Genomic DNA, 11022 nt, shown 5'->3' on the forward strand with positions numbered 1-11022 from the left:
GCTCCGTTCGGGACGTTCATCGTCGGCAACGGAGCGTTCGCGACGTCAGGACCGGTCCGGAAGCAGCGCGTGCGTGCAGTACACGAGCCCCTTGCAGTTCGTGTCGATCATCCGGTCCCAGTCGTCGAGGCTCGCGGCGTGCGCCGGTTCCAGCCCCAGCGCCAGCCCGGCGTTGTTCACCAGCACGTCGACGTCGTCCAGCGCGGCGAGAGCCCGCTGCGCCGCTACGCGATCCCGCACGTCCAGTTCGAGCGGCCGGACACCGTCCAAGGTGGCCAGACGCTCCGTACGCCGTGCGGCGCCGATGACCTCCGCGCCTTCGGCGGCGAAGCGGCGCGCGATCGCCGCGCCGAAACCACTGCTCGCGCCGGTGACGAGCACCTTCACGACGCCACCTCCGCCAGCAGTTCTTCGAGCGCGGAGTTGAACACATCCGGCCGCTCCAGGTTCGGCATGTGCGCGGCTCCCGGTACGACCAGCAGGCGGGCCCCGGGAATCCGGTCGTGCAGCAGCCGCGCGTCGGCGAGCGGGGTGAACTCGTCCTGTTCGCCGACCACCACCAGCGCCGGGACCCGCACCGTGGCCAGCATGTCCACATAGGACGGACGCTCGGCTCTGCCGCGCAGTGCCGCCGCCGCGCCCTCCGGTGGCGCCGCGCGCATCATGCCGGCCACCAGTTCGGCGGTCTCGGGGTTGTCCCGGCTGACCATCCTGTACCGCACTTCCTCGGCGTAGCCGGACATTCCTTCCCGGAGCAGCCGATCGGCCATCTCGTCGCGGGCCCGTACCCCGTCCGGCGTCTCCGCTTCGGCGCTCGTGTCCGCGAGCACCAGCGCGCGCACTCGTCCGGGGAAGAGCCGGTGGAACTCCAGGACGATCTGCCCGCCCATGGACAGGCCGCCGAGGACGACGCGTTCGATGCCGAGGTGGTCGAGCAGCGCGGCGAGGTCCTTGGCGAACACGTCCAGCGGTGTCTTGCCGGGCACCACGGTGCTGGCTCCGTAACCGCGCAGGTCCGGGGCGAGTACCCGGTGGCGGGCGCCGAAGTGCGCCAGCTGCGGGCGCCACATCGAGCGGTCGAACGGGTGGCCGTGGACCAGCAGGATCGGCTCGCCCTCGCCGCGCTCGTCGTACTCCAGGTTGATGCCGTTCACGTGCATCGATGCTCCCTCCGCCTGGTTGACGCCACCACGCTATCGAGAGCACTATGTCGGTGCAATGAAAACAATGTACTCGGAGCAATGAGGGTGAACGTGCCGGATTACCGCAGAGTGGCCGACGCGATCGCGGCCGACATCGCCGCCGGCCGCCTCGCTCCCGGCGACCGGCTGCCACCGCAGCGCCGGTTCGCTCGCATGCACCGCATCGCGAACTCCACCGCGGCCAGGGTGTACGGCGAACTGGTCCGGCGTGGCCTCGCGGTCGGCGAGGTCGGCAGGGGCACGTTCATCCGTGCCGGTCAGGACGGCGTGGAGCCGGCGCTGGCCGAACCGGCGGACGCGCGCGTCGACCTGGAGCTGAACTTCCCCGTGCTGCCCGGTCAGCCGGCGCGGCTGGCGGAGAGCCTCGCGGGCCTCCTGCGCGCGGACGCGCTGGGGGAGGCGCTGCGCCCGGCGCAGGTCGTCGGCACGCCCGCGGCCCGGGAGGCCGCCATCGCGACGCTGTCGCGCGCCGGCTGGACGGCACCGCCTCCGCTGTTCGCCGGCAGCGGCAGGCAGGCGATCGCGGGGGCCATCGCAGCGCTGGTGCCCGTCGGGGAACGGCTCGGGGTCGAGGCGATCACCTATCCGGTGGTGAAAGCCGTGGCCGATCGCCTGGGGGTCGCGCTGGTCCCGCTCGAGACGGACGGCGAGGGCGTGAGTCCGGCCGCGATCCGCGCCGCGGCGCCGTTGCGCGCGGTCTACCTGCAACCCACGCTGCACAACCCGCTCGGCGTGACGATGCCCGAATCGCGTCGCGCCGAAGTGGCTCGCGTGCTCAGGGAACTGGACTGCTACGCGATCGAGGACAGCATCTATGCCTTCCTTCGCGAGGAGCCAGCGCCGCTCGCCGCGCACGCTCCCGAACGCACCGTCCTCATCGACAGCCTGTCCAAGCGGCTCGCACCGGGCCTCACGATGGGATTCGCCGTCCCGCCCGCTTCGCTGTACGAGCGCGTGGCCGCCGCGTTGCGTTCCGGTGGCTGGGTCGCTTCCCGGTTCGCGATGGAAGCGGGAACGCGCTGGCTGGCCGATGGCACCGCGGCGGAAATCGCGCGCGACAAACGAAAAGACGCCGCGGATCGCCAGCGACTGCTTGCCGAGCGTCTCGCCGGCTTCGACGTCCGTGCCGACTCCGGCGCCTACCACTGCTGGTGGGAACTGCCCGCGCCGTGGCGTGCCGAGACGTTCGTCGCCGCGGCCGCCCGGCACGGCATGGCGATCACCCCGGCGGCGGCGTTCACCGTGGGGTCCGGGCACGCACCCAATGCCGTGCGTCTCGCATTGTCCGCCCCGCCACGGGAAATCCTGGCGCACGCGCTGGACACGCTCGCCGCGCTGGCGCGCAGCGACGCGGACGACACCGCCGAATTCTGAGGTCCGCGGCGGCAGTCCGGTACGGGCGTCCGTCTAAACTGGACGGGTGCCCCTCGTCGAGATCACCTACGCGCCCCACGTCCCGGAAAATCTGCTCCGCGAACTGGCGGAATCCTTGCCCCACCTCGTTTCCCTCGCCGTCGAGTGCCCGGAAGAGCCCTACGACGGCGATCTGCGGCCGGGTGACGTCGAACTGCGGTTCCGCGGTCTGGGGCCGTTCGACCGCGGCGGTCTCGACGTGGTGATCGAGGTGCGGTCCAAGTGGTTCGAGAGCCGGGCCCGTGATCGGCAGGAGCGCGTCGACCGGTTGCACGAGAGTGTCGCGGCCGCGACCGGGCTGCGCGACTTCGGGATCTACCTGTCGCTGCCGGTCGCGGCGTGGGCCCAGAGCGAATGACCGGCCTTCACCCCGCCGCTGTGCCGCCGCGGAACGCCCGCCGGTAGGCGCCCGGGGTCGTGCCCACCAGCGCGTGGAAGCGACGGCGCAGGTTGACCGCCGAGGCGAGGCCGACGCGGGCCGCGATCGCGTCCACCGGGAGATCCGTGTTCTCGAGCAGCGTGCGGGCCACGGCCACCCGGCGGGACAGCAGCCATGCGCCGGGGCTCGTGCCGAGCTGGCAGGCGAAGCGCCGCGCCAGGGTGCGCGGCGAGACGTTGAGGTGTGCGGCAAGGTCGGCCACCGACAACGGCGTGCCGAGCCGCGCGCTCGCCCACGTGAGGAGGCCGTTCAGCGCGTCCGCGGCCGGTGGGGACGGCACGTACTGCGTCTGGCCGCCGTCGCGGTGCGGCGGCATCACCATGTGCCGCGCGAGGAGAGCGGCGTGCGCGGCGCCGTGATCCGTGCGGACGAGATGCAGGCACAGGTCGATACCCGCGCCCGCTCCCGCGCTTGTGGCGACGTCGCCGTGGTCGACGTAGAGCGCGTCCGGCGTCACGCTCACCTCGGGGAACTCCCGCCGTAACCGCTCGGCGTTCGCCCAGTGCGTGGTCGCCGAACGACCGTCGAGCAACCCGGTGCGCGCGAGCGCGAACACGCCGGAGCAGATCGTGACGAGCCGCGCGCCACGGGCGTGTGCGCGCAGCAGCGCACGGCGTACGCGGGCGGAGAGCGGTGCCTCCACAGGCGCCCAGCCCGGGATGATCACGGTGTCCGCGGTGGCGAGCGCCGACAGGCCACGGGACACGGACATGGTGTAGCCCGCCGAGGTCGGTACCGGCCCCGGTGTCTCCGTGCACACCTCGAACTCGTAGTGCCGCGGCACTTCCGCCCGGTCGGTGCCGAACACCTCGGCGGCGCAGCCCAGTTCGAACGTCGACTGCACGGGCCGCACCAGGGCCACCACACGATGCATGGCAAGAAAGTACCCCATGGCGTCTTTTCCGACACTGTCCCGCGACGGTTCGCGCGCGGCACCGTGGTGGCATGCACCCCGAGATTCTCGCCCAGGAGGGCTACACCGCCGTCTCCGCCAAGGACGCCCCCGTCCGTGAGCTCTTCCCCGGCATCCGGCTCCGTACACTGTGGACAGGGGCGAATGGCGCACACGCTCACGTGCTGGAGATGGACCCGGGCACGTCGTGGCCGCACCGCGACGTCCACGAGCCCGGACCGGAGGAGGTCTATGTGGTCGCGGGCACGTTCAACGACGGCGCGCGCGACTACCCGGCCGGGACCTTCCTGCACGCTCCGGCGGGCTCGTGGCACGTGCCCGCGACCACCAGCGGCTGCACGCTGTTCCTCTTCTACCCGGAGGGTTAGCCCCGGGAATCAGCCGTAGAAGTGGATGTAGCGGAAGGCGGAAGCGTTGACGTCGTGGACAAGGTAGTGGCCGTCGCCGGTCCAGTTGTAGTCCTCCACGGTCACCGTGTCGCCGTGGACGCTGTCGACGATGGCGACGTGCCCGTAGCGGCCGTTGTCGGTCTGGGCGATGGAGCCCGTGGTGGGAGTATTGTCGACGCGGAATCCGTTGCTACGGGCGTTGTCGTCCCAGTATTTCGCGTCCCCGTAGTTCGCGGCGCTCTTGCCGTGGCGGGCGATGTTGAACGCGGCCCAGGAGACGCACTCGCGGTTGTACATGTTCCAGTCGTCGATGACCGAGTCCTGCGGGACGTTGCGCCATTTCGCCGGGTAGATGTCGCCGATGGTGCCCGCCGTCGCGGACGCCGGGACGGTTCCGTACTCGGCGGCCATCGACACCGGCTGGGCGGCGGGCGCGGCGGCGGCGGTGGTGGTGGTGGTTCCGGTGACGGCGAAGGCGAAAAGGGCGGCGAGGGTGAGCACGGCACGAGACGGTCGGCGCATGGTGAGGCCCTTTCTGAATGGGGAAGGGGGAGAATGCGCCGTGACCGTAAGCCGAAGATCAGGTCTGGCCCAGACCTTTGTGGACTATTCGTGCCGCCGGCGTCGAATTCGCTGGTCGCGGCCCGCTGTTCACAGAATTGCCGCCCCAGTGCCAGCTCGCGCCCCAGATACCGGGACGGACGTCGCGCAGGGCCAGCGTCGCGACGTGCGTGGCGCCGACGGCCAGCGGGCTGCCGGGATGCTGGGGGCCGTCCGGGCCGCGTTGCTCGTACGAGCGGACGTCGGCGGGAATCCGGTGTCCGAAGTGGACTTGGCAGACGTATTCCTTGACCGGCCTGGTGAACCGGCGGTGGTAGTGGTCGATGGGGGAGCGCGGCGGGAGGCGGATTTCGTAGTCCACGACGGTCACCTCGCCCATCGCCAGCGGGTGTTCCAGCCGTAGCTCCCCGGCCACCATGCCGGTGTCCCGGTCCACGCAGACGACCCCGAGCCGCGCGGAACGGACGTAGCGGTAGCACGGGCCGGCGGTCAGGGGCGAGTCCGACTGGTAGTAGGTCATGAGCCGGTCGACGCCGTCGACGGTGGCTTCGGCGACCATCCTGACCTGTAATGATCTTTCGCGGCCCTGTTCGTCGAGGGTCATGCGGTCGTGGATCGACCAGAACGACAGCTGACCGTCCGGTGGCGGCCGCAACTCGCCGGACATCGCCCGCAGCTGCGGCCACAACCGGCGGCGTTCGATCCGGACCGCGGGTTCGCCGAGCCAGCGTCCTCGCGGCGCCTTCGGCCCGAGCCGCGACGTCAGCGTCCCCGTCGCGAGCCCCAGCACCGATTCGAGGTGGGTGACGGCGAGCATGGACTTCTCGCGTTCCGGCTGTGATCGGCCGCTGCGCCAGTAGGAGAGCGCCGAACGCGAGAGCCGCACACCGCGCGCGGCGAGGTGGTGCTGGAGCCGATCGAGCGACAGCCCGGATTCGCCGATCGCGGCGTCCAGCGTGACCGCGAACGATCCGGGAGACGACCGAGTCACCTTCTCAGCATGATCAGCCGCACGTCGTTTCGGAACCGACGAAAGTCCTGGCCCGGCGCGGACCGCGGTACCCGACGAACGGCGCTGGTTCGCCGGAGCGGCGAGCGCGACAGTGGTCTCGTGCCGGGACCGGACGAGTCTTTCGCGAGCGCGCTGGACGCCGCCATCAGTGATGCCGGGCTGACGCTGGACCGGCTGCGTGAGCACCTGGCTTCCCGTGGGGTGCCGGTCTCGCGCAGCGCGCTGGCGTACTGGCGGCACGGACGGTCCAAACCGGGACGTGAGGCGTCGCTGCGTGCGGTGTTCGAACTCGAGCAGGTCCTGGGCCTGGCTTCCGGCACGTTGACCGCGTTGCTCGGGCCGGGAGAGGAACGGCGGGTGCCGCGCGAACGGCGGGAACCGCTGATGGAGCGGCGCAGGCTGTGGCCGTCGGTGCGGCCGGTGTCGCTCGCGTTGAAACCGCCACCGGAGGATCAGGTGCGTTTCTGGTCCGTGCACGACGAACTCGTGGTCGGCGAGCGCCAGGAACGCCTGCTGCGCGTGCGGCTGGTCGCCGAGGCCACCGTGGACGGCGTGACGAGGATGCTGACGTACTACCAGACGGAAGACCTCGCCAGGCGGGCTCCCCGGTTCGCCGCCGTGCACTGCTGCCGGGTGGGCCGCGTCCGAGTGGACGCCGCCAGCGGGCTTCTGGTCGGCGAGCTCGTCTTCGACCGGGAACTGGCCGCCGGGGAGGTGGCCGCGGTGGAGTACGAACTGATGTTCCCGCGAGGCCGTCCCGTCGATGGCTACCACCGGAGACTCACCCGGCCGACCCCGGTGTACACCTGCCAGGTGCGCTTCGATCACCACGTACCGGAAAGCGTTTACCGGTTCGAACAACGTGACCTCGCGGCGCCGCGGCGGCGGGTGGAACGGGTGCGGCTGGGCGACGACCACGCCGTGACGCTGGCGGCGCGTGACGTCGGTGCCGGCATCGTCGGGACCAGCTGGACGTGGTAGCAATTCTGTGAACACAGGGGAGTGACCAGCGGTTATCCCGCTGCCACGGCGTGGTTTCCACAGCGCCTGGAGAAATCCGTGTCGCCGTTCTTACCGTCCGTAGTGCTGTATTCCCCTCCTCATCACACCCCGGAGCAGCACATGCGAAAAGCCTCCCTGCTCGTGGCGGCCGTCCTCGCGACGGCGGCCTTCTCCCCGCCGGCGGCGTCGGCCGCGCCACCGCCGCTGGTCCCGCTCGGGACCGCACCCGCCGTTCCCGCCGGCGCCACCGCGGACAGCGCGGCGCTCCCCGGACGGATCACCGTCTCGGTCGCCCTCAAACCCCGGGACGTCGCGGGCGCCGAGCGATACGTCGCCGACACGGCCGACCCGAATTCCCCGGTCTACCAACGCTATCTGAGCGTCGCCGACTACACGGAGCGTTTCGGGCCTTCCCCCGGGGCTGTCGACCTGGTGCGGAAATACCTGGCCAGCAAGGGATTGCGTGTCGAGGACGTCACCGGCAACCGGCAGGTGGTCACCGCGTCCGGCACACCGTCCGAAGTGGAGAGTGCGTTCACCACCTCGCTTTCCGGCTTCCACTCGGCCTCCGGTGAACGCTTCTTCAACGCCACCAAGGGAACCGCGGTGCCCGGGGACGTCGCCGCGGTACTGCGCGGTGTCACCGGCCTGACCAACCGCCCGGCGGCGCACCGCGCGGGTGCCCCGGCGGGGCCGGGCGGGCCCGCCGGTGGCTATACCCCGGCCCAGCTGCGCACCGCGTACAGCATGACCGGCCTGTCCGGCGCCTACGACGGTTCGGGCGAGACGGTCGGGCTGATCGAGTTCGACACGTTCAAGCAGTCGGACATCGACGGCTGGACGCAGTACTTCAAGCAACCCGCCGTCACTCCGGAGCTGGTGAAGGTCGACGGCGGCGTACCGAATCCCGGCAGCGACCAGATGGAGGTCACCCTCGACATCCAGGCGGTGGCCGCCACCGCGCCGAAGGCGAGGCAGATCGTCTACTCGGCGCCCAACTCCGATCAGGCGTGGGTGCACGAGATGGCGAAGATCGCCTCGGACAACAAGATCACGATCCTGTCCGGTTCGTGGCTCAACGGCGAGGTCTGCGAATCGGACCCGATCGCGGCCTCGCACGACTCCTACACCCAGCTCGCCGCGCAAGGCGTCACGATGCTGTCGGCGTCCGGTGACTGGGGCGGCACCGGCTGCGGCTACCGGGGCGACAACAAGACCGTCCAGGCCGATTACCCGGCAAGCGACCCGCTGTTCACCGGCGTCGGCGGCACGCAGCTGCGGACGTCCGACAGCGCCGGGACCTGGCAGTCGGAGTCGTGCTGGAACCAGGGCAGCAGCGGCAACACGCGTTCGGGCGGCGGTTACTCGAAGATCTACAGCCGTCCCGACTGGCAGCCGGGCACGAACCAGTACCGCTCGGTGCCGGACGTCTCGCTGCTGGCCGACTACGGCGCGGGCGCGTTGTCGGTGTACATGAACGGCGGCTGGCTCGACGTCGGCGGCACCAGCCTGTCCTCCCCGCTGTGGGCGGGTTACGTGGCGATGCTGAACCAGAAGTCGCTCGGTGGTGGGAAATCACGGCTCGGCCAGCTCAACCCGAGCATCTACCGGATCGCCGGGTCGGCCGACTACGCGAGCACGTTCCACGACGTGACTTCCGGCGGCAACGGCACCTACAACGCGGGCACCGGCTACGACCTGTGCACCGGCTGGGGCTCGCCGAAGGCGGACGCCCTGGGCGCGAAGCTGCTCGGCGGTGGTGACACCCCGCCGCCGGCGAAGGACTTCACCCTGACCGCCTCGCCGTCCTCCGGCAGCGTGGCAGCGGGCAAGCCGGTGAGCACGACCGTCACCGCGAACGCCGTCACCGCGGCGTCGCCAGGTGCGTCGCCGAGTGTCGTGGGCGGTACCCCGACCACGACGGCCGAGCACCCGTTCATCATCTCGATGCGCCGGGAAGGCTCGGCGTTCCCCGGCCAGCAGTCCTGCACGGGCACGCTGTTCGGGCCGCGCACGGTACTGCTGGCCGCACACTGCCTGCTGGAGAAGCCGGGCCACAAGTGGTTCGTCTACGGCGCCGACGATCTGACCAAGGACACCGGCACCACCGCCGAGATCGCTTCGCAGTGGGTCCACCCGGCCTACGAGGACTGGCGGATCGGTGCCGACATCGCGGTCGTGACCCTCGACAAGGACATGCCGGTCCCGGCGGGCATCACCTATCCCAAGCTGAACACCGACCCAAGCCTGGAGGCGGCCGGGACGAAGGGACTCTCCATCGGCTGGGGCCAGATCGCCGCGAACACCTACAGCAACGTGCTGCGTCAGGCCGACGTCCCGGTCGCCGCGGACAACGCCTGCAAGGGCAAGTACGTCGACAACCAGGGGCGGGAGGAGTACAAGGTCCCGGCCATGCTGTGCACGGGTTACGCCGATCACCACGCGGGCGCGTGCATCGGCGACAGCGGCGGCCCGTACCTGGTGGGCAACACGGTCGTGGGTGTGTTCTCGTGGATGTCGACCTCGTGCGACTGGTACGCGGTCTACACCCGGGTCTCGACGTACGCCGCGGACGTCGCCCCGCACCTGCCCGGCGGCGACACTCCGCCACCGCCCGGCGCGATCAGCCTGACCGCGTCGGGTCTGCCCTCGGGCGCGACGGCCGGGTTCAGCCCGGCGAGCGTGGATCTCGGCGGGCACTCGACGCTCACCATCACCACGAGCGCCAGTACCCCGGCCGGGACCTACGACGTCACGATCTCGGGCAAGAGCGCGAAGTCCACGCAGACGGCGCGCTACAGCCTGACCGTGACCGGCGGGCCGGCCGCCGAGCTGAAGCTGACCGACCCCGGCACCCAGAACAGCCGGGTCGGCCAAGCGGTGAACCTGGCGTTGCAGGCCTCCGGCGGAACCGGCCCGTACCAGTGGTCGTCCACGGCGCCGCCGCCCGGCCTGAGCCTCGATCCGGCGAGCGGCGTCGTCTCCGGCACGCCGAGCAGGCCGGACAGCAGGCAGGTCACGGTGACGGTCGCCGACGCGGCGGGGAAGAAGGCCACTGCCTCCTTCTTCTGGTTCGTCTTCGGCTGAGCCTGTCGGGCGGTGCCACCCGGGGAGGAGTGGCACCGCCGTCCCGTCCCGGCACTGCGAGGACAGGATCCACAATGGACACCGGCTCCGCGCGGCACTGGGTCCTCATCGCCAGTTCGGCGCTGTATCTGATCTGGCCCGCCGACGCCGAGCCGCCCGCCGGCTGGCGGCGCACCGATTTCGGCGGCACCATGGCGGAATGCGCGGCGGAGGCCGACGCGCTGTGGCGAGGCAGGCGGCCCGTACGGCCGCACCCGGCTCCGGATCCCGTCGTCCTGCCCGGCGACGACCTGTGCCGGGTGCGGGACCGCATGGTGGAGAACGTCTTGGGCGAACTGACGACGCGCCCCGCCGCCGTCCCGTATCTTCGCGGCGGATCGCGGGAAACCGTCGCCCGCCTGGTCGGGGAGATGCTGTCCCGATGCCTGGACGCGCTCGAACCCGGCCGGGCGTTGAGCGCGGGGACCGGTGCGCTCCGGCCGCGTCCCACCGAACCCGCGGCCGTTCGCTTTGTCGTGCTTCGCGAGGCCGGAAGTCTGGTCTGGCGCCAGCTCGCGGTGCTCATCGGTCCTCGCCACACGCCCCCGCGTGAGGTGTGTGCGGCGGCCGAAGCACTCTTCGACTGCTTCGTCGAGCTAGCGGAATGAGCTGACCAGCGCATCTGCGCAGGTCAGCCACACAGGGTGACCTGCCTGCACGCCCGTTTCCGGGGCACGCTAGAGTACTCACATCGCACTCCACGGAGTACGGACCCGGGCTGTGGCGCAGTTTGGTAGCGCACTTGACTGGGGGTCAAGGGGTCGCAGGTTCAAATCCTGTCGTCCCGACGGAAACGTCGCAGATCAGTGGGGTCCTCCGGGGCCCCTCTTGATCGTTTCCGGTGACGCCGTCTCACAATTTCTCATGCACGCTATTGATCAAGGTCAGCCGGCCGTCAATACCGGGCAGCGGCAACGGAATCCGCGCAGCGTCACCGTTCCCAAAAAACCCCGCTAGAAAACCGC

At 70.7% G+C, this 11022-nt stretch carries 11 protein-coding genes and 1 tRNA gene; 7 read left to right on the forward strand and 5 right to left on the reverse strand.

Features of this window, described 5'->3' with window-relative positions:
- Nucleotides 1-45: 45 nt before the first annotated feature.
- Nucleotides 46-387, reverse strand: coding sequence for an SDR family NAD(P)-dependent oxidoreductase (locus ACFWY9_RS15520; protein ID WP_378322617.1), 342 nt, complete (start codon nucleotides 385-387; stop codon nucleotides 46-48).
- Nucleotides 384-1160: an alpha/beta fold hydrolase gene (locus tag ACFWY9_RS15525; protein ID WP_378322618.1), complete on the reverse strand. Its 777-nt coding sequence runs from the start codon at nucleotides 1158-1160 to the stop codon at nucleotides 384-386. Before ACFWY9_RS15525 ends, ACFWY9_RS15520 begins: the two co-directional genes overlap by 4 nt.
- 81 nt (nucleotides 1161-1241) lie before the next feature.
- Between ACFWY9_RS15525 and ACFWY9_RS15530 the strand changes: the two genes are divergently transcribed.
- Nucleotides 1242-2576 carry a PLP-dependent aminotransferase family protein gene (locus tag ACFWY9_RS15530; protein WP_378322619.1) on the forward strand — a complete coding sequence of 445 codons (1335 nt, stop codon included), beginning with the start codon at nucleotides 1242-1244 and terminating at the stop codon, nucleotides 2574-2576.
- Nucleotides 2577-2622: 46 nt separating this feature from the next.
- The gene (locus ACFWY9_RS15535; protein WP_378322620.1) at nucleotides 2623-2973 is read left to right on the forward strand and encodes a hypothetical protein; all 351 of its coding nucleotides are present in this window, start codon (nucleotides 2623-2625) and stop codon (nucleotides 2971-2973) included.
- Nucleotides 2974-2980: 7 nt separating this feature from the next.
- On the opposite strand, the gene ACFWY9_RS15540 is transcribed toward ACFWY9_RS15535, so the two are convergent.
- On the reverse strand, nucleotides 2981-3928 hold the full coding sequence (locus tag ACFWY9_RS15540; protein ID WP_378339119.1) for a GlxA family transcriptional regulator: 948 nt from the start codon (nucleotides 3926-3928) through the stop codon (nucleotides 2981-2983).
- A 71-nt stretch (nucleotides 3929-3999) separates the two neighbouring features.
- Here ACFWY9_RS15540 and ACFWY9_RS15545 point away from each other — a divergent pair, with 71 nt between their 5' ends.
- Complete coding sequence (locus ACFWY9_RS15545) at nucleotides 4000-4335, forward strand: cupin domain-containing protein (protein WP_378322622.1); 336 nt, start codon at nucleotides 4000-4002, stop codon at nucleotides 4333-4335.
- Nucleotides 4336-4344: 9 nt separating this feature from the next.
- On the opposite strand, the gene ACFWY9_RS15550 is transcribed toward ACFWY9_RS15545, so the two are convergent.
- Together ACFWY9_RS15550 and ACFWY9_RS15555 are read right to left on the reverse strand one after the other, a co-directional pair.
- Nucleotides 4345-4878 (reverse strand): CHAP domain-containing protein, encoded by a 534-nt coding sequence (locus ACFWY9_RS15550; RefSeq protein WP_378339120.1) that lies wholly within the window; start codon nucleotides 4876-4878, stop codon nucleotides 4345-4347.
- A 58-nt stretch (nucleotides 4879-4936) separates the two neighbouring features.
- Nucleotides 4937-5908, reverse strand: coding sequence for an XRE family transcriptional regulator (locus tag ACFWY9_RS15555; RefSeq protein ID WP_378339121.1), 972 nt, complete (start codon nucleotides 5906-5908; stop codon nucleotides 4937-4939).
- A 120-nt stretch (nucleotides 5909-6028) separates the two neighbouring features.
- Here ACFWY9_RS15555 and ACFWY9_RS15560 point away from each other — a divergent pair, with 120 nt between their 5' ends.
- From ACFWY9_RS15560 to ACFWY9_RS15575, 4 genes are all read left to right on the forward strand, one after another.
- Nucleotides 6029-6910: an XRE family transcriptional regulator gene (locus tag ACFWY9_RS15560; RefSeq protein WP_378322625.1), complete on the forward strand. Its 882-nt coding sequence runs from the start codon at nucleotides 6029-6031 to the stop codon at nucleotides 6908-6910.
- 141 nt (nucleotides 6911-7051) lie between these two features.
- Entirely contained in the window at nucleotides 7052-10018 is a 2967-nt protein-coding gene (locus ACFWY9_RS15565) for a trypsin-like serine protease (RefSeq protein ID WP_378339122.1), read from the forward strand.
- Nucleotides 10019-10092: 74 nt separating this feature from the next.
- Nucleotides 10093-10665 carry a hypothetical protein gene (locus ACFWY9_RS15570; protein WP_378339123.1) on the forward strand — a complete coding sequence of 191 codons (573 nt, stop codon included), beginning with the start codon at nucleotides 10093-10095 and terminating at the stop codon, nucleotides 10663-10665.
- A gap of 106 nt (nucleotides 10666-10771) precedes the next feature.
- Nucleotides 10772-10845 (forward strand) — tRNA-Pro (locus ACFWY9_RS15575).
- Nucleotides 10846-11022: the final 177 nt, after the last annotated feature.

It is taken from the genome of Amycolatopsis sp. NPDC059027 (genome assembly GCF_042739735.1).
Lineage (GTDB): Bacteria > Actinomycetota > Actinomycetes > Mycobacteriales > Pseudonocardiaceae > Amycolatopsis.

Bases quoted from the DNA above. Each gene is read 5' to 3' on its own strand.
- ACFWY9_RS15565 (WP_378339122.1), top strand. From the start codon at position 7,052: ATGCGAAAAGCCTCCCTGCTCGTGGCGGCCGTCCTCGCGACGGCGGCC.
- ACFWY9_RS15545 (WP_378322622.1), top strand. From the start codon at position 4,000: ATGCACCCCGAGATTCTCGCCCAGGAGGGCTACACCGCCGTCTCCGCC.
- ACFWY9_RS15570 (WP_378339123.1), top strand. From the start codon at position 10,093: ATGGACACCGGCTCCGCGCGGCACTGGGTCCTCATCGCCAGTTCGGCG.
- ACFWY9_RS15530 (WP_378322619.1), top strand. From the start codon at position 1,242: ATGAGGGTGAACGTGCCGGATTACCGCAGAGTGGCCGACGCGATCGCG.
- ACFWY9_RS15540 (WP_378339119.1), bottom strand. From the start codon at position 3,928: ATGCATCGTGTGGTGGCCCTGGTGCGGCCCGTGCAGTCGACGTTCGAA.
- ACFWY9_RS15550 (WP_378339120.1), bottom strand. From the start codon at position 4,878: ATGCGCCGACCGTCTCGTGCCGTGCTCACCCTCGCCGCCCTTTTCGCC.
- ACFWY9_RS15525 (WP_378322618.1), bottom strand. From the start codon at position 1,160: ATGCACGTGAACGGCATCAACCTGGAGTACGACGAGCGCGGCGAGGGC.